At 73.7% G+C, this 18,016-nt stretch carries 16 protein-coding genes; 11 read left to right on the top strand and 5 right to left on the bottom strand.

What is annotated here, in order from left to right:
- Nucleotides 1-5: 5 nt before the first annotated feature.
- Both JNK12_05205 and JNK12_05210 read right to left on the bottom strand, forming a co-directional pair.
- Nucleotides 6-2,567: a hypothetical protein gene (locus JNK12_05205; GenBank protein MBL8775302.1), complete on the bottom strand. Its 2,562-nt coding sequence runs from the start codon at nucleotides 2,565-2,567 to the stop codon at nucleotides 6-8.
- A 72-nt stretch (nucleotides 2,568-2,639) separates the two neighbouring features.
- Nucleotides 2,640-3,635 (bottom strand): alpha/beta hydrolase, encoded by a 996-nt coding sequence (locus JNK12_05210; GenBank protein ID MBL8775303.1) that lies wholly within the window; start codon nucleotides 3,633-3,635, stop codon nucleotides 2,640-2,642.
- A 164-nt stretch (nucleotides 3,636-3,799) separates the two neighbouring features.
- On the opposite strand from JNK12_05210, the gene JNK12_05215 reads away from it, so the two are divergent.
- The 7 genes from JNK12_05215 to JNK12_05245 all read left to right on the top strand — a co-directional run bounded on the left by JNK12_05215 (nucleotide 3,800) and on the right by JNK12_05245 (nucleotide 12,492).
- A complete protein-coding gene (locus JNK12_05215; protein MBL8775304.1) occupies nucleotides 3,800-5,143 on the top strand; it encodes a hypothetical protein in 1,344 nt (447 codons plus the stop codon).
- A 78-nt stretch (nucleotides 5,144-5,221) separates the two neighbouring features.
- Nucleotides 5,222-7,897 carry an SEC-C domain-containing protein gene (locus JNK12_05220; protein MBL8775305.1) on the top strand — a complete coding sequence of 892 codons (2,676 nt, stop codon included), beginning with the start codon at nucleotides 5,222-5,224 and terminating at the stop codon, nucleotides 7,895-7,897.
- Between the two features lie 82 nt (nucleotides 7,898-7,979).
- Entirely contained in the window at nucleotides 7,980-9,347 is a 1,368-nt protein-coding gene (locus JNK12_05225; protein MBL8775306.1) for an alpha/beta hydrolase, read from the top strand.
- Between the two features lie 81 nt (nucleotides 9,348-9,428).
- The gene (locus JNK12_05230) at nucleotides 9,429-10,505 is read left to right on the top strand and encodes an LLM class flavin-dependent oxidoreductase (protein ID MBL8775307.1); all 1,077 of its coding nucleotides are present in this window, start codon (nucleotides 9,429-9,431) and stop codon (nucleotides 10,503-10,505) included.
- 163 nt (nucleotides 10,506-10,668) lie between these two features.
- Entirely contained in the window at nucleotides 10,669-11,067 is a 399-nt protein-coding gene (locus tag JNK12_05235; GenBank protein ID MBL8775308.1) for a DUF488 family protein, read from the top strand.
- Between the two features lie 8 nt (nucleotides 11,068-11,075).
- On the top strand, nucleotides 11,076-11,414 hold the full coding sequence (locus tag JNK12_05240) for a TraR/DksA C4-type zinc finger protein (GenBank protein ID MBL8775309.1): 339 nt from the start codon (nucleotides 11,076-11,078) through the stop codon (nucleotides 11,412-11,414).
- Between the two features lie 292 nt (nucleotides 11,415-11,706).
- The gene (locus JNK12_05245; GenBank protein ID MBL8775310.1) at nucleotides 11,707-12,492 is read left to right on the top strand and encodes a class I SAM-dependent methyltransferase; all 786 of its coding nucleotides are present in this window, start codon (nucleotides 11,707-11,709) and stop codon (nucleotides 12,490-12,492) included.
- Between the two features lie 209 nt (nucleotides 12,493-12,701).
- Here the strand turns inward: JNK12_05245 and JNK12_05250 are convergent, their stop codons facing one another.
- From JNK12_05250 to JNK12_05260, 3 genes are all read right to left on the bottom strand, one after another.
- A complete protein-coding gene (locus JNK12_05250; GenBank protein MBL8775311.1) occupies nucleotides 12,702-13,145 on the bottom strand; it encodes a DoxX family membrane protein in 444 nt (147 codons plus the stop codon).
- 146 nt (nucleotides 13,146-13,291) lie between these two features.
- Nucleotides 13,292-13,846 (bottom strand): hypothetical protein, encoded by a 555-nt coding sequence (locus JNK12_05255; protein ID MBL8775312.1) that lies wholly within the window; start codon nucleotides 13,844-13,846, stop codon nucleotides 13,292-13,294.
- Nucleotides 13,843-14,061 (bottom strand): hypothetical protein, encoded by a 219-nt coding sequence (locus JNK12_05260; protein ID MBL8775313.1) that lies wholly within the window; start codon nucleotides 14,059-14,061, stop codon nucleotides 13,843-13,845. The genes JNK12_05255 and JNK12_05260 overlap by 4 nt, the downstream gene beginning before the upstream one ends.
- 62 nt (nucleotides 14,062-14,123) lie before the next feature.
- Here JNK12_05260 and JNK12_05265 point away from each other — a divergent pair, with 62 nt between their 5' ends.
- The 4 genes from JNK12_05265 (at nucleotide 14,124) to JNK12_05280 (ending at nucleotide 17,960) form a co-directional block, all read left to right on the top strand.
- Entirely contained in the window at nucleotides 14,124-15,098 is a 975-nt protein-coding gene (locus JNK12_05265; GenBank protein ID MBL8775314.1) for an SDR family NAD(P)-dependent oxidoreductase, read from the top strand.
- 94 nt (nucleotides 15,099-15,192) lie between these two features.
- On the top strand, nucleotides 15,193-16,464 hold the full coding sequence (locus JNK12_05270) for an ATP-binding protein (GenBank protein ID MBL8775315.1): 1,272 nt from the start codon (nucleotides 15,193-15,195) through the stop codon (nucleotides 16,462-16,464).
- A gap of 156 nt (nucleotides 16,465-16,620) precedes the next feature.
- Complete coding sequence (locus tag JNK12_05275; GenBank protein ID MBL8775316.1) at nucleotides 16,621-17,313, top strand: dienelactone hydrolase family protein; 693 nt, start codon at nucleotides 16,621-16,623, stop codon at nucleotides 17,311-17,313.
- A 248-nt stretch (nucleotides 17,314-17,561) separates the two neighbouring features.
- Entirely contained in the window at nucleotides 17,562-17,960 is a 399-nt protein-coding gene (locus tag JNK12_05280) for a hypothetical protein (protein ID MBL8775317.1), read from the top strand.
- The last annotated feature ends 56 nt before the right edge of the window (nucleotides 17,961-18,016 follow it).

Consider the following 18,016-nt stretch of genomic DNA (forward strand, 5'->3'; position numbering starts at 1 on the left):
GCCTCTCAGTCGCGGACGACGGGGACGGGGCTGTCGATGTCCACCCGGCCGTCGGCGTGCGCCTCGACGGTCACGAAGCCGTGGGGGGTGGGGACCGTGGCGCGGGCCCACTCGAGGTCGCCGAGGGCGGGTGCCACGCGCACCTCGTCGTAGCCGGGCTCGAACGGGGTGATGCCCAGCACGTGGACGATGAGGTCGCGGGTGGGAGTCGAGGACCAGCCGTGGCAGCGGGTGCCCCCGTTCCAGTTCTCGGGCCAGCTGGTCTCGCCGGCGTCGACGAAGACCTGCCAGTCCCGGCACAGGCCGGCGATGAGATCGGCCCGGCCGGCCCGGGCGATGCCGTCGTGGAGCACGTAGCGGAAGAACGGCTCGCACTCGACCATCTGCTCGTGCACGTCCCAGTCGGGCTCGGGGTAGCCGAAGGCAAGGTAGGCGCCGCCGTCGTTGCCCCGCTCGATGGTGGCGGTGTCCATCACCCATGAGTGGCGAATCAGCCGGGAGCGGTCGGTGAGCCGGGCGATGACCCGCTCGGTGCGCTCGGCGGGGACGAGCCCGGCGGCGAGCGCCGCCGCACCCCCGTGCTGGGCGGCGACGGGCTGTTGCTCGCCGTCGACGACGTGGTCGACGTAGACGCCCCGGCCGTCGTCCCAGAAGGCGTCGAAGGCGGCGGCGACCTCACCGTGGCGGGCGCGGGCCCACTCGGCGGTGGCGGCGTTGCCCAGCCAGTCGGCCATGGCGGCGAGGTCCTCGAGGGCCCGGGCCCACAGGGCGTTCACGGGAGACGAGCATCCCGAGCTGTACAGGCTGGCCCAGTCGATCAGCGTCCAGCCGGTGACCCCGTCGAGCAGGCCATCGTCGCCCTGGTAGGGCTCGAACCAGCGCAGGGTGCGCTCGGCCACGGGCAACAGCTCGGCCACCGTGGTGCGGTCGCCGGTGGCCCGCCAGAGGTTGTGCACCGACCGCACCCAGTGCAGCGACCAGTCGGGGAGGATGGTGCGGTCCTCGTAGGTGAAGTCGGCGGCCGCGGTCATGGGCACGAGGCCGTCGCTGCGGGGGCTGGCGGCGAGCACCGGGTGCCAGCGGGCCAGGGACCAGTCGGGGTTGGTGACGAGGTCGACCATCTGGTGGACCACCGAGTCGCCCGTCCAAGCCCGCTGCTCGCGGGTGGGGCAGTCGACGTAGGCGTCGTGGGCGCAGAGGTCGACGGTGCGCAGGCCGATGGCGTGGATGCGATCGAGGGCGGGGTCGCTGCAGGCGAACGACGCTCCCTCGGGTCTCGGGCGGAGGCGCTCGTTGACCGAGACGGCGATCGTGGGGGCCTCGCCCCGGAGCCCGTCGGAGGCTCCGTCTGGGGTCTCGCCGGCGCCGGCGGGCGGTCGCACGGACAGGTGCAGGTGGCGGGCGCCGAGCACGTCGAGCGACTCGAAGCGCTCGGCTCCGCCCCGGCAGACGTAGCGCAGGCCGGCGTGCTGGCCGATGGGGCCGAGGCGGCCGTGGTCGTCCACCTGGTCGGCCGCGGCGAGGTCGATCACGGAGCCGGGGGCAGCACCGTCGATGTCGAGCACCACGGTGCCGGCGGCGACGTGGCCGAGGTCGAAGCGCAGCACCTCGCCGGCCGCGGGGGTGGGGGCGTCGTGGGCGTGGTCCGAGCCGTGCTCGGCGGCGGCGAGGAACCCGGCCCGCTGCTCGTCGGCCAGCACCTGGTCGACGGGGTCGAGCGCGGTGTGGGCGTCGTCGGGCCCGTCCACCCCCTCGTCGGCGGCCACCACCGCGGGGAGGGGGAGGCGCCCGACGAGGGTGGCGTCGTGGCGGACCGGCCGGCCGGCACCGGCGCCCGTCCGCACCGGGGGCAGCAGCAGGCCGAAGGGCTCGCTGGGCGGGTGGGGGTCGCCGTGGGTGCCGGTGTGGACGGGCTGGATCTCGATCGCCGGCGCCCAGCCGGCGTCGTCGAAGCCCGGGTCCTCCCAGCCCGGTGGGAGGACCCGGGCATCGAAGGACTCGAGGGGGAGGCAGGCGACGTCGCCCGGCATGGGCATCGGCGTCCAGGCGTCGCCCGGCACGGTGCTCCAGGACGCGTCGCCCACCAGCCAGCCGGCGTCGTCCTCGTCGGCGGCGGCGGTCCCGGGGGCGACGAGCGTGTCGCCCAGCCAGGCCTCGACCGCCAGGCTGCCGGCGCCGAGCGTGTACGAGGGCGGGACCGGCGTCCACCACGACGTCTGCTGCTCGAAGTGCACCGCGGTGATGGTGAGCACGTTGGCGCCCACGCGGAGGTGGGGCGCGAGGTCGAACGCGTCGTAGCGGGCGCGCCGGGGGTTGGCCCGCACCGGGCCCCGGGCCACCTCGACCCCGTTCACCCGCAGGACGTGGCGCCCGTCGGTCCAGATGCGGGCCGGGGCGGTGGCGGGCACCGCGGACAGCTCGAAGCGGCGGCGGAACAGCCCGACCCGGTCGCCGGCGACGTCGCGCTCGGGCCGGGTGAGCGTGGCCAGGCGGATGGCGGGCCGCTCGAACCAGATCCAGCGTGACCGCCAGCGGTTGGCGAACGGGGTGGGGTGCTCGACGCCCATGCCGGCGAGCCTAAGCGCCCCGGGGGACGGCGTCGCCGGCGGTCCTCGTGTCCAGCCGGCGGCGCCGCCGGGTCAGGCGGTCTTGACCGCCCGGGGCCGGGCGTCGGTGCCGCTGGGGGCGAGGTCGAGCCGGGGGAGCGGGTCGTCGCCGGAGGCGTCGCTGCCGGGCCGGCCGGACTCGAGCAGGTCGCGCCAGTGGGCCGGGTCGTGGTCGGCCGGGCGGGTGGTGGCCACGAAGGTCTGGATGAGCTCGACGAAGCGCTCGGGGTCGTCGTGGTGGGGGAAGTGGCCGGCGCCCTCGAACAGCTCGAGGCGGCTGCCCGGCATGGCCGCGTGGGCGGCGTGGGCGTGGCTGACCGGGATCACGCCGTCGCGGGTGCCCCACACGATGAGGGTGGGCATCGCCTCGGCCAGGTAGCACCGGTCCCGCAGGGTGACCACCTGGCCCCGCCAGTCCACCCCGGAGCGCAGGGTGCGGGTGAAGGCCACCCGGGCGTCCCGGTCGGGCAGGGCGTCGAAGACCCGGGCGATCTGGTCGTGGTCGCGGCCCAGGTCGGTGCCGCTGAGGCGGAGGGCCTCGAGGCCGAGGCGGCCGATGGGCTTGGCGAAGGGGAGGCTGAGGGGGACGAGGAAGATCTCGGCGAGGGGCGCGGCGGCGATCCGCAGGAACGGGTTGACGGCCTTGGCCACGCCGCCGGTGGCCACGAGCACCAGGCGCTCACAGCGCTCGGGGTACTGGTAGGCGAACTGGGCGGCCACGCCGCCGCCGAGGGAGTGGCCCACCACGGTGACCCGGTCGACCCCGAGGAGGGTGAGCAGGTCGCGCATGCCGTTGGCGTAGGCCGCCACCGAGTAGTCCGCGCGGGGTCGGGCCGACTGCCCGTGGCCCAGCAGGTCGGGGGCGATGACGGTGTGGTCCTCGGCCAGCTCGTCCATGACGTCGAGCCAGCCCACCGAGCTGTCGCCGATGCCGTGCAGGAGCAGCAGGGGCGGCCCGCTGCCGGCGATGCGGTAGGCCCGGCGGTGGCCGTGCACGGTGCGGAAGCGGACGCGGGTCGGGTCACCCATGGCCGAAACGCTAGGCAACGGGCGTCTCGCGGTCATCACCGGTGCGTGACGGGAAGGTGAACGCCGGCCGCGCACGGCCCGAGAACCTTCTACGGGCTGGCCTGATGGGGGAGGGGGGCGCCTAGGGTGCATCCGGACCATTCACTGAACGCACGGAAGAACGCATGACCAACGCCTCCACCACCGACGCTCCCGAGGACGTCGACGAGCACGACCACGACCACGATCACGACGACGAGCCCCGCGACCCCGAAGAGCAGGTGCGCCGCCTCGAGCGTCTGCGGGTGTGTCTGCTGGCGGTGGACCAGGCGGCCGTGCGCCGGGCGCTGAAGGGCCTTCCCGCCCCGGTGCTCGACTCGGTGGCCAAGGCCGTGCGGGTGCGCCCGCCGGTGCTGCGTGCGGGCTCGCCCAACGTGCTGCGCCGCCTGCACGACCCTCTGCTGCTCGACACGGTGGCCAGCGCGGTCAGCAGCGACTGCATCGACACGATCCGCGAGCGGCTGGGCGACGAGGCCGACGACCCGTCCGCCGAGGCCGTGCTCGAGACCGTGAACGCGATCACCGACACCGAGTACCCGCTGGCGATGGTGCGCCTGACCCTGGCCATGGTGGCGGCCGGTGGCGCCGAGGCGTCCGAGGTCTGCAACGACCTGCTCGACACCGACGAGCGCTTCGCCACCCCCGACGAGGCCGAGCTGGAGAGCGCCCCGGTGCTCGCGGTGGCCCCCACCCCCACGGCGCGCGTCGCCGACGCCGACAAGAAGGCCGCCCGCAAGGCCCGCAAGGCCGAGGAGGCCGAGCGCAAGCGCCTCCAGGCCGAGAAGAAGGCCGCCGCCGACGCCAAGCGCAAGGCCGAGCAGAAGGCCGCGGCCGCCGGCCCCGTCCGGGCCGCCGACGAGGAGGACGAGGACGACCGGACGGTCAGCGCGGTCGTGTCCACCGCGGGCACCGGCCTGGTCACCCCCACCCCGCCGGCGCCCGCCCCGGCGGCACCGGCGGCTCCCGCCCCCAAGGCGGCGCCCCTCGGCGCGCCGCCCGGTGCCCGTCCCCTCGGCGCGCCCCCCGGTGCCCGTCCGGTCGGCCCGCCCCCCGGCGCCCGCCCCGTCAGCACCGGCGCCGGCACCGCGTCCCGGGCGCCCGTCGCCCGCCGGCGTGCCGCCCTCACCGGCGACGACGCCCGCGACTTCGACGTCGACGACGCCTACGTGGGCTCGATCGTCATCGCCGAGATCTGGTTCGACAACGAGGAGTCCGGCGGCATGGAGGCCAAGCGCCGCCCGTGCGTGGTCGTGGGTGTGAACGACCGCGAGTTCCTCGTCCGCCCCGGCTACAGCGAGGGCGGCCGGCGGGCCCGTGACTGGCAGTCCCACGAGGTGGGCGACTGGCGCGAGGCGGGCCTCGACGGCCTGACCTACATCGAGGCCGAGACCCGCCGCATCGACAAGGCCCAAGCCGACCTGCCCCCCATCGGCAAGCTCACCATCCTCGACTGGAACGCCCTCTGGTAGCAGGCGGCAGCTGACGGGCCGGCGCCGACGCTCGGCGCGGCGCCCCTCGGCGCTGCGGCGCGCCGGTAGGTTCGGGCCATGAGCACCTTCGACGCCGAGCGCATCGCCTTCGTGTTCGGGCCCGACGTCGGCGCCGACGTCTTCGACGACCTCGACGACCCGAGCGACCTCGACCAGCGCTCGTACGTCTACGACGAGCGCTTCCCCGAGGACCTGAGCGGGCCACAGCACGTCGCGCGGTCGGTGATCGCCAACCAGATCCTCGACGGGCAGCCGCCCGAGGTGTGGGCCACGGCCCAGCGCCTGCTGGCCGCCGGCGTCGAGCCCGAGTCGGCCTTCCGGCAGCTCACCATGGTGCTCGCCTCCCAACTGCGCGACGCGCTCGCCGAGCGTGCCCTGTTCGATCCCGACGCCTACACCGCCGCCCTCGCCCGTCTCCCCCTCCCCGAGGCCGGCGAGGTCGAGGCGGCGCTGGTCGAGCGCGCCGGGGCACAGCCGGGCATCGGGCTGGACGATCTGCAGGCGCAGGTCGTCGAGGCGCTCGGGGGTGTCGCCGACGACCCGGTCGTCGAGATGTTGCTGGACACGGTGACCGACCAGCTCCTTCGCGTCGGCGTCCTCGAGTTGCTCGCCGGCGACCGGGTGGTCAGCCCGTTCGCGCTCACCGGCGGCCTCGTCCTCACCCACCGCCTGAGCGAGGACGAGCAGCGGACGGGGGTGCTCGACGTGGCCTTCGACCTGCCCATCGTGGCTGAGCGTGAGCTCCTCGAGTTGACCGACGGCTCGCCGGTCGAGCTCTCGGGCGAGCACGCACGCGACCTCCTGTGGGTGGGGCCCGACGGGTGGCTCGATGGGTTCGCACCGGGCGACCTGCTTGCGGTGCGGGTCGAGGACGTCAACCCGGCCGGCGGCGGTGAGGCGGAGGAGCAGGGCCGTGGTGCTCCCGTGGGCCGGGTGGCCATCGAGGTGGTCGCCGAGTCCGAGGCCGACCCGGGTCTCGCCGAGCGCCTACGGGCCGTCTACGACGGCGAGGTGGCCGAGCCGTGGGTACCCATCCCCGCAGGCGACCTGTTGCTCGGTCTCCAGCTCGAGGACCCCGACACCTTCCGACGTCCCCGCCCGCCGCTGACCGAGCTGGCGGCCGCCGCCGGGCTCGAACGACGAGGCGACGAGGTCGCCCACGACGAGTCCGTCTGGCGGTCAGGTCGGCAGCTGGCCCGCTTCGGCCGCATCCTCGACTTCTTCGGCCGGGAGGAAGAGGCCGCCGGCGACGAGGCCCGCTTCGTCCTGTACCTGGCCGACGTCATCGACGGCGAGGACCCGGAAGACATCGGGCTGGCGGGCCTCGACGGGGTGAACCCGACGACGATCCGTCGCGCCCTGGCCGCGCTCGACGACGAGCTCGTCCTGCTCTTCGTGGCCGACGAGCTCGCCGACGCGCTCGGCGACCCCGACACGTCGAGTTGGGCCGAGGGCCTCGTCGACGTGCTGGTCGACGCCGCCACCCGTTCGCACGACGTCGCCGCCGCCCGCTACCTGGCCGCCCGGGTGGCCGAGGGGGCGGGCGAGACGCTCGTGGCCGAGCAGCACCTCGTCCTCGCCGAGAAGGCCGACCCCGAGAACCCCGCGGTGGTCGACCGCCTCGCCTGGTACGTGTCCGACCGCGGCGACGCCCTGCGGGCGGCCCGGCTGTGGCATCGGCTCGAGCCGACCCCCGTCATCGAGGAGGACCTCGCCCACCTGGCGCCGTTCCTCGAGATGGCGAGGTCGTCGGCTGGGTCGGAACCCGGCCGCAACGACCCCTGCTGGTGCGGCTCGGGGCGCAAGTACAAGCAGTGCCACCTCGGCGAGGTGCCGGTGCCGCCCCTCGCCGACCGGGTGCCGTGGCTCATGCGGAAGTCGGTCGCCTACGTCACCCGCCGCCTCGACCGCACCGAGGACGACGCCCTCGCCGTGGCCTTCGCCCGCACCGTCGACCTGGTCGACCCGTCGGCCGTGGTCGAGTCCTTCCAGGACCCGCTCGTGCTCGACCTGGTGCTGACCGAGGGCGGCTGGTTCGACGAGTTCCTCACCGAGCGGGGCCCGCTGCTGCCCGACGACGAGGCCCTGCTGGCGGCGAGCTGGCTGCTGGTCGACCGCAGCGTCCACGAGCTGGTCGAGGCGGCGCCCGGGGCACACCTGACCCTGCTCGACCTGCGCAGCGGTGAGCGCCACGTGGTGGTCGACCACGCCTTCGCCCACACGGCGCGGGTGGGGGATCGCTACTGCCTGCGGGTGGTACCCGACGGCGAGGGCCACCAGATCGCCGGCGGGGTCTTCGCGGTGGCCCCCGGCACCGAGGCACGGGTGTTCGACCTTCTCGACGAGGGCGACCCCGTCGCCATCGCCGGCTACGTCGCCGACCTCGAACGACCGCCGACGCTGGTGCTGCCGGACGGCCGCAGGGTGACCGTGGCCGAACTGGAGGAATTCGCGGCCGCCGAGGACGACGGCGAGGCCGCCGTGACCCTCGATCCTGATGACCCCGAGGTGGCCGAGGCGCTCCAGTCGTTCATCGTGGAGATGGAGCGGCGCTGGTGCGACGAGCCCGTGCCGGCGCTGGACGGCAAGACGCCCCGTGAGTGCGCCGCCGACCCCACGCGTCGCGACGCCCTCGAGCGCCTGCTGCGCGACTTCGAGCGTCGTGCCGGCGACGCCCCCGAGAACAGCGGCACCTTCGACGTGAACCGCCTGCGAGCGCTGCTCGATCTCTGACGCCTGCCGGATCCGAGCAGTGCAACGCGCTGCCGGTCGCGGGTCATCTCCTCCAGCCGAGGGCGTGTGGGAGCATGGCGCCATGGCGGAATCGCAGGCAGGGGCGGGATCTCTTGGCGCGCGTCGGGCCCGGTGGGCCGGTCTCGCCTTGGCGGTGGTGGTCGGGTCGGCGGCCCTGGCGGGCTGTTCGTCCGGGTCCGACGACACGTCGGGGCCGACCACGTCGTTCCTCGGCGACAACCCTGCCGCCGGCCCGTTCTACCAGCCGCCCGACCCGCTGCCCGACGGCGACCCGGGCGACCTCATCCGCTCCGAGCCGCTCGACGGTGCGCCTGACGGCAGCCGGGCGTGGCGCATCCTCTACCTGTCCACGGGCCTCGACGACGAGCCCATCGCGGTGTCCGGCATGGTCTTCGCCCCCGACGACGCGTCGTCCTCGTCCGGGTCGACGACCACCGCCGCGAGCGGGGCGACCACGACCACCGGCTCCGACGCGACCACGACGACGGCGTCGAGCGGTGGCGGCGACGGTCGTGACCGCCCCGTCGTGGCCTGGGCCCACCCGACGACGGGGGTGGCCGACACCTGCGCCCCGTCGGTGCTGTCCGACGGCCCGTCGCTGGTGGCGGGGCTCGACGCCTTCCTAGACGCGGGCTTCGTGGTGGCCGCCACCGACTACCAGGGCCTCGGCACGCCGGGCCTGCACCCGTACCTGATCGGCGAGTCCGAGGGGCGGGGCACGCTCGACGCCGTCCGGGCCGCCCGCCAGATCGACGAGGCCCACGCCGGTAGCACCGTGTTCACGTGGGGCCACTCGCAAGGTGGGCAGGCGTCGCTGTTCGCGGGCCAGATGGCCGCCGACTACGCCCCCGAGCTGGAGCTGGCCGGTGTCGCCGCGGCGGCGCCGGCGGGCGAGCTGGCCGAGGTGTTCGACCTCGACGAGAACACCGTCGACGGCATCGCCCTCGGTGGGTGGGCCATGAACGCCTTCTACCAGGTGTACAAGGACGACAACCCGGACATGGACATCGACCAGATGGTCACCAGCGCCGGTCAGGACGCGCTCCCGCGGCTCGAGCGGCTGTGCGACGTCATCCCCCGCCAGTACGCCCGCATCGAGCGCATCGCCACGCCGCTCATCGGCGGCTTCTACGCCACCGACGACCCGGCGTCGGTGGCGCCGTGGGGCGACCTGCTCACCGAGAACAGCCCGGGTGGGGACCCCGCCGGCGCGCCGGTGTTCCTGGCGCAGGACAGCGCCGACGAGGTGGTGCCCGAGCGGTCGACCAACCGCCTCGTGCACCACCTCTGCCGGCAGGGCGACACCGTCGACTACAAGGTGTACCCCGGCCTGAGCCACACGGTGATCGGCTACGAGTCGGCCCCCGACGCGCTGGCGTGGATGCAGTCGATCCTCGCCGGCGACACCCCGCCCGACACCTGCCCCTGACCGCCACCTGCGGACGGGAATGCCTGGCGCCCTCCTGCGTTGATACTTGCAGACGCAAGGAACTGTGAGAGGATCGCCGGCATGGAACATCCCACTGGACGCCACCTCGAGCTCGGGCTCGACACCTTCGGGGACGCCACCTTCGACGACGACGGGCGCCTGAAGTCCGACGCCCAGGTGCTCCGAGACGTCGTCGAGCAGGGCGTGCTGGCCGACCAGGTGGGGGTCGACTTCCTCGGCCTCGGCGAGCACCACCGTGACGACTTCGCCATCTCCGCCCCCGAGGTCGTCCTCGCCGCCATCGCCGCCCGCACCGAGCGCATCCGCCTCGGCACCGCGGTCACCGTCCTCAGCTCCGACGACCCCGTCCGGGTCTTCCAGCGCTTCGCCACCCTCGACGCCCTGTCCGACGGCCGGGCCGAGGTGATCGTCGGCCGGGGCTCGTTCACCGAGTCGTTCCCGCTGTTCGGCTTCGCCCTCGAGGACTACGAGGAGCTGTTCGAGGAGCGCCTCGACCTCTTCACCCTGCTCCGCGACGAGAAGCCGGTCACGTGGCGGGGCGCCACCCGGGCCGCGCTCGACCACCAGCAGGTGTACCCGACCACCGAGTCGGGCCGACTCACCACCTGGGTGGGCGTCGGCGGCAGCCCCCAGTCCGTCGTGCGGGCCGCCCGCTACGAGCTGCCCCTGATGATCGCCATCATCGGCGGCAACAGCGAGCGCTTCCGCCCCTTCGTGGACCTCTACCACCGGGTGCTCGACGAGTCGGGCTCACCTCGCCTGCCCGTCGGCGTCCACTCGCCCGGCCACATCGCCCCCACCGACGACGAGGCGAAGGAGCAGCTGTACCCGCACCTCAAGAAGATGCGGGACCGCATCGGCGCCGAGCGGGGCTGGGGCCCGATGACGCCTGGCGAGTTCGCGGGAATGGCCGCCCCCGGCGGCTCGCTCTACGTCGGCTCGCCCGAGACCGTCGCCGCCAAGATCGCGGCGACGGCGACGACGCTCGACCTGTCCCGCTTCGACCTGAAGTACAGCCACGGCACCCTGCCCCACGACGCCATGCTCCGCAGCATCGAGCTCTACGGCACCGAGGTGATCCCGAGGGTCCGCGAGCTCCTGGCCGAGACCGACGCGGCGGCGCCCGTCACGGTCTGAGGCGCCGGGGGCGGCGGCGCCGGCGCCTTCCCGCCGGCTGGCCCGTCCCGTCCCGGCCCACTCGAACTCGACGCAATGGCTGTCGGAATCCGACGGCTACTGCGTCGAGTTCGTCGCGTCTCGGCCCTGAGCCACGGCCGGCGCCGCCGGGCACACTGGCGTCGTGGCCGTCCACGTCGTCCGCCTGGGATCGCCGCGTGGTCAGTCCGAGGGACTGCGCCTCGGGACCGTCCGCCGGCCGCCCCGGGGCGTGCGTAAGGAGGACCTCGGGCGGCTCGACTACTACGACGTCTGGCTGCCGGTCCTCGCCCCGAGCGCCGAGCTGATGGCGAAGGGCCGGGCCGCCGCGACCGACCGGGAGTGGCAGCAGTTCGTGCGGGGCTACGAGCGCGAAATGGCGCGGTCCGACGCCGCCGGGGTCCTGGACCTGCTGGCGGCGGCGTCGGCGGCGGTCGACCTCGCGGTCGGGTGCTACTGCGAGGACCCGGACCGGTGTCACCGCTCGGTCCTGCGCCGCTTGTTGGCCGACCGAGGTGCGATGCTCGCTCCCGCTCCTGGGTAGGGACGGGGATGCACAACTCGTCCCACGCCGACGTCGTCGCCGACGAACGCGCCACCGTGGCCGCCCAGGTCGCCTCCCTCGAGCAGAGCTTCGAAGACATCGTCGACTCGAGCGAGCTCGTGTCCACCGACGACGAGCATGACCCCGAGGGCGCGACCATCGCCTACGAGCGTGCGCAGGTGGCGTCGCTGCTGGAGAGCGCGCGGCGGCGCCTCGACGAGCTCGACGCCGCCATCGAGCGGATCGAGGCCGGCACCTACGGCCGGTGCGACGAGTGCGGCGGCGCCATCGCCCCGGCCCGCCTCGAGGTCCTCCCCGCCACCCCATGGTGCGTCGCCTGCGCCTGACAACGCTTGGTCGTCTGAGGGCGCCGTCGCTGGCGAGATCTCGCTCATGGGTCCTCGCCGAGGTTGGTGCGATCGCGGCAGATGGGTACGAGGCCCTCGACGAGTACGAGGTGGTCGGGCATGGGTCAACTCCCGGGAGTCCGGTGAGATGGCCCTCCGAGCATCTCGCTGGTTCCGGTCGGGAGGACTGCGGCGGCGAACCTACCGGCTCGGGCTGCCCCGCTCAACGGGTGATTCGCGGGATCGTCCACCGGGTCGCACGGGCGGTCGGCGGCTGTGCTCTGATGAGATCGTGCGCACCGACGGGCCCTCGCTGACGGCACGGATCGTGGCCGTGCACCGGGCCGAGCTCGACCGGCCGTCCACCCCCACGGGCGATCCCGACGGCGACGACCGCCTCTGCACCGACCTGATCGACGGGTTCGGCGACGCCCGCGACGAGGTGTTCGGCTGGGTGTCGGCCCGCACCCGGTTCTTCGACGCCGAGATCCTCGACGCGCTGGCCTGGGGCGTCCGCCAGGTGGTGATCCTCGGCGCCGGCTACGACGGCCGCGGCCTGCGGTTCCGCGCTCCGGGCGTGTCCTACTTCGAGGTGGACCACCCCAACACCCAGGCCGACAAGCGCGAGCGACTCGACCGCCTGGCCATCGACGGCGACGGCATCGTGTTCGCCCCGCACGACCTGGCCGCCGGCGGCCTGTCCCCGGCGCTCGCCGGCGCCGGCCACGACGCGTCCCGGCCAACGCTCTTCCTGGCCGAGGGCCTGCTGCGCTACCTGCCCGAGGCAACGGTCCAAGAGGTGTTCGGGGCGACCCGTGAGCGGTCGGCGCCGGGCAGCGTCCTCGCCCTCACCTTCTCCACCCGGGAGGACGACGCCGCCGTCACCCACGAGACCGCCACCCGCGAGGCGCTCCTCGCCGACCTGGGCGAGACCGTCCTGACCCTGCCGCCACGGTCGACCGCCTTCCAGTGGATGGCCGACGCCGGTTGGCAGGGCGAGCTGGTCGAGGACGTGCCCACCCCTGGCGGCGACGCCGGCGACGGACGCCTCCTCATCCGGGCCACGCCGATCGGCTGAGCGGCGGCGGCCTCGTGGTCGACGCCGACGGCGACGCCGGCGTCAGGTCGGCGCCGGCGGAGACACCCTGGCCGAGTGGCGGCACGCACGCCACGTGGCCCAGGCGCCGTGCACCACACGACGAGCAGCGCCTGGAAGAGCACGCGGACGTCCCGGGCGAGCGACAGCGACCCCGGTCGTCCTCGAAGTCCGGTCGGCGCCCGACCGGATCAGGCCCGGCGGCAGGCCCGCCACGTCGCCCAGGCGCCGGTGCACCACAGCGCCCACACGACGAGCAGGGGCTGGAACAGCAGGCGGACGCCGCGGGCGAGGTCCGAGTCGAGCCCGAAGGCGGCGTCGCCGTCGACGAACTGCGAGATGTTCCCCGGGAAGACGGCCACGAAGAAGGCGGCCACCACCCAGCCGACCAGTGCCCGGCGCCGGCGCAAGAACAGCAGCGCCGCGCCCAGGGCGATCTCGACGATGCCCGACAGCACCACGACGAGGTCGGCGTCGAGCGGCACCCAGTCGGGCACCTGGGCCTGGAAGGTGTCACGCGACCAGAAGAGGTGCGCGAGGCCGGCGTAGGCGAGGGCGACGCCCAACAGCACCCGCGCCACCGTGCGAGCCGTCCCGGTCCCCTGCTCGTCGTCCGTTGCGGTCGTTGCGCTCACGTCATCCCTCCGCCGGGCACGCTACGTCCCGAACGGGGCGCGCATCCTTGCTCCGGACGACGCTGGCGGCAGGAGTCCCCGTCGAACCGTGTCCCCAGAGCACTTCGATGACGGCGGCGTGGCTCTGCAGGTGGAGGGCTGGACCGTCACTGGTCGCTGAGGCTGCGGGCGCGGTCCAGGAGATCGGTGACCCCGAGCTCTGCCGCCCAATGGTCGAGGTAGTCCTCGTCCAGGGAGCCCTGCGCCATCGACAGGACGCCGACGACGTCCTCGATCTGGCGCTCCGAGCCGCCTGCCTTCGCCCACTCGAGCTTGGCCAGGACGGTGTCCTCGGCCGACGCGATGTAGGTCGCGAGGCCGAGGACCTCGACGGAGCGTCGTCGGGCGAACTCCTCCCGGCTGAAGGAGCGCTCCTTGCGAATGACGAGGTCGACCTTCCAGCCAGTCATCGTGTCGATCACGTTGAACTGCCCACGGTGGCGCAGGGCGTCCATGGCATCGTCCACGAAGTACCGATGACGGTCCAGGTGGTCGAGGAACCGGGTCAGCGAGCGCTCGTCGGGATCGATCACCAGGTCGATGGCCTGGGTCGAGCGTGGCTCACCGTGGAAGCTGCTGGCCACGGAACCGGCCAGCATGTGCGGGATGGCGGCGTCGTCGAGGAGGGAGACCGTCGCTCGCAGCAGCTCGGCGGCGGTCACCGGGTCAGTTCACGGTGGCCGAGGATGCGGTGCAGCTCCCTGAGGACCTCGTCGTCGGCGATGCCGGGTCGACGGGATCGGATCCCGGCGGTGGTCACGGCCATCATCTCGTCGCTCATCGACAAGGCGAGCTCGAGGCGTTCGGCCCGCGACATCGACCGGTAGATCTCGAGCTGGACCGCTCGTGCCTCTGCACTCGTGTCGCGAGATCGCACCAGGCCAACGATAAGTGGGGGCACCGCCGCCGGCGTCCTCCCGAACCTGGGATGCTGACGCCATGAGCGAGTTCGGCAACCAGACCACGACCGACGAGGTACTGGAGGGCGTCGACCTGACCGGCCGGCGCGTGCTGATCACCGGCGCCGCCGTCGGGCTGGGGCGCGAGACGGCCCGGACCATGGCCGCCCACGGCGCCGAGGTGACCGTCCTCGCCCGCAGCGCCGAGCGGGCGGCCGAGGGTGCGGCGGCGGTGGCGACGCTCGTCCCGGGGGCCAACGTGGGCGCCGGCGTCGTCGACCTCGGCAGCCTTGCGTCCATCAACGCCTTCGCCGACAGCTGGCTGGCGGACCATGACGCCTTCGACGTGCTCATCAACAACGCCGGCGTGATGGCCTGCCCGTTCGGCCACACCGCCGACGGCTTCGAGACCCAGTTCGGCACCAACCACCTGGGGCACTTCCTGCTGACGGCGCGGCTGGCGCCGGCGTTGCTGCGGGGCGACGCCCCCCGGGTGGTGACCCTCAGCTCGGCGGGCCACTCGCGCTGCGACGTCGACCTGGACGACCCCAACTTCGAGCACACGCCGTATTCGGCGTGGGACGCCTACGGCCGGGCGAAGACCGCCAACGCCCTGTTCGCCCGTGAGCTCGCCCGCCGGGCCGGCGACCAGGGGCTGCTGTCGTACTCGGTGCACCCCGGCGCCATCATCACCGACCTCGGCCGCCACCTCACCGAGGACCTGATGAACGAGATGATGGAGACCGCCAAGGAGCGGGCCGCCGAGCACGGCATCGAGGGCGGCATCATCTGGAAGTCCGTCGAGGCCGGCGCCGCCACCCAGACCTGGGCCGCCACCTCCACCGACGCCGATCTCCTCGCCAACAACGGCGCCTACCTGGCCGACTGCGGCCTCGGCGTACTCGGCGCCAACCCGGGCGCCAACGGCTTCCTGCCCTACCTCCTCGACGACGCCAAGGCGGCGGCGCTCTGGGACCTCAGCGAGGAACTGGTCGGCACGACGTTCGAGGTGTGAGGGGCGGCGGCGGCGGTCTACCAGCGTCCGAATAGTAGGGTTTGCAGCGTCCGAATAGTAGGGTACTAACCGTCCAACTAGTACTGTTCGTTGCATGAGCTACCAGGCGCGCATCGTGGATGGCGAGCTCGACGAGCTGCTTGCGGGTCTGCCCGCGGTCTCGTTGGAGGGTCCCCGGGCCGTTGGCAAGACCGAGACGGCGAAGCGTCGCGCGGCAACCATCTTCAGGCTCGACGACCCCGGGCAGCTCGAGATCCTCCGTGCCGCGCCGGACCGCCTGACATCAGGCGAGACCCCGGTGCTGATCGACGAATGGCAGCGCCTCCCGTCCTCGTGGGATCTGGTGCGCCGCGCCGTCGATCGCGACCCGGCACCGGCGCGGTTCCTGCTCACGGGTTCGGCAGCGCCAACGGAGGCGCCGGTCCATTCCGGCGCGGGGCGGATCGTGACCGTGCGCATGCGGCCGATGTCGCTCGCCGAGCGCGGCATCGAGGCGCCGTCGGTGCGGCTGGGCGACCTCCTCAGCGGCTCACGACCGGCGGTGGCCGGGGCCACGACCGTCGGGTTGGCGGAGTACGCCGCGGAGATCACGGCGTCGGGATTCCCCGCCATCCGCCCACTGTCCGGTCGACTCCTCCGGTCCCAGCTCGACGGCTACCTCGATCGGATCGTCGAGCGCGACGTCGCCGACATCGGGCACCGGGTTCGGGATCGGGGCTCGCTTCGTCGATGGCTCACCGCCTACGCAGCGGCGTCCTCCACGACCGCCTCGTTCGAGACCATCCGGGACGCGGCGTCAGCGGGCGAGAACGACAAGCCGGCGAAGACGACCACGGGCCCGTACCGGACCACCCTGGAGCAGCTCTGGATGATCGAGGACGTCCCGGCATGGGCACCCGCCCGGCATCGGCTGCGTCGTCTCGGTGTGTCGCCCGTCCACCAGCTGGCCGATCCGGCCCTCGCCGCCCGCCTCTTGGGCGTCGATGTCGACGCACTGCTCGAGGACCGACCGGCGGGGCCGCCGATGCCCCGCGACGGCACCTTGCTGGGAGCCCTGTTCGAGTCCCTCGTGACGCTCTCCGTCCGCACCTACGCCCAGGCCCACGAAGCGCACGTCCGCCACCTGCGCACCCGGGGCGGCGAGCACGAGGTCGACCTCATCATCGTGCGCGGCGATGGCCGCATCGTGGCCCTGGAGGTCAAGCTCGCGGCGACTGTTCGCGACCAGGACGTGCGCCATCTCCGGTGGCTCGCGGACACGATCGGCGACGATCTCCTCGATGCCGCCATCGTCACCACCGGCACCGAGGCATATCGGCGAGTCGACGGCATCGCCGTGATCCCGGCGGCGCTGCTCGCCGCTTGATCAGCCGAGAGCGTCGACGAGCGCCGGTCAGCCAGAGCGGCGGTCTCCGGAGGACAGGGACGAGCTCGCAGGCCCCTGCGGGAAGCGGGGAAGCGTCCCACCGTCACATTCGCTGCTCGTGGAGATGAGATCGCCGCTGCGCCTTAGGGTTCGGCGATGGCCGACGTCACGCCGCTGACCGTCCGGGAGCCCGACACGTCGCCGAAGGGCGGCGTCGTCGTGGTTCAGGAGGCGTTCGGGGTCAACGACCACATCGTCGACGTCGCCGGCCGGTTCGCTGACGCCGGGTACCTCGCTGTCGTTCCGCACCTGTTCCACCGGTCGGGCGACCCCGTCCTGCCCTACGACGACCTGTCGCAGGTCGTCCCCCACTTCATGGCGCTCACCGCCGACGGCATCCTCACCGAGGTGGACGCCGCGCTCGCCCACCTGGCGGAGGCTGGAGTGCCGCAGGCGCAGTCCGGCGTCGTGGGCTTCTGCATGGGCGGGACGGTCTCGCTGGCGGTGGCGACCCGGCGTGACGTCGGTGCCGCCGTCACCTTCTACGGCGGCGGGCTCAGCAGCGGACGGTTCGGGTTCGACCCGCTGATCGAAGAGGCGCCCCGCCTGCGGGCGCCGTGGCTCGGGCTCTTCGGCGACCTCGACGAGGGCATCCCCGTCGACGACGTCGAGCGCCTGCGGGCGGCCGCGGCCACGTCGGGACAGGCCGCCGAGGTCGTCCGCTACGCCGACGCCGGCCACGGCTTCCATTGCGACCAGCGGGAGAGCTACCACGAGCCCAGCGCCCACGACGCCTGGTCCCGCACGATCGCCTTCTTCGACGAGCACCTGGCGCCCGCCGGCGCCTGACCGCGGCGGCGGGTCGAGGCGCTGCCACCCTCGCCCCGCGCCGGGGTGGCGTCGAGGCCGCCGCCGGCCGGTGTGACCAGCAGACCGTGCCGTGCGAACTCCTTCTCCAGGCGCAGGTGGCGCCAGCCGCGGTCGGAGGGAAACGCCGACGGGTCGAGTCGCTGTCACACCGCCGGGCGTAGGGGCGGCGGTCGGGGCCACGGGGGCTCCGATCCGGCGACCCCGCCGGCAACCCAGGAGGAACATCCGTGCCCGACATCGATCCCGACAGCAGCGAGGCCCGCTCACTCGGCCGACAGCTCGCCGACGAAGCCGACGCCTTCAACCACCGGATGGGGCAGTACCGCCTGCGCTTCGAGGCCACCCACTTCGGCCCCGGGTTCACCGAGGTCGAATGGCAGGAGGTGGCCGTGGTCGACGGGCGGCGCCTGGTGGCGACCTGCCCGCTCGACGGCCGCACCGCTCGCGCGGTGGTCGACCAGTCCGCCGCCGACGGCTCCTGGTCCGCCTACGCCCTCGCCGGCGACTGGGCCGACGGCCCGGTCCATCGCCTCCGCAGCGCCGACGGCCAGTGGGAGGCGCAGAGCGTCGCCCTCGCCGCCGCCTGGGCTGTCCTCGACCCGGTGGCCTTCGAGAACGAGTCATAACGGCGGGTCCGGGGGCGCAGCCGCGGCCATCGGCGTTGGGCCCGCATTCGGGCGTG

The organism is Acidimicrobiales bacterium (assembly GCA_016794585.1).
In the GTDB taxonomy this organism is placed as follows: domain Bacteria; phylum Actinomycetota; class Acidimicrobiia; order Acidimicrobiales; family DATDAH01; genus JAEUJM01.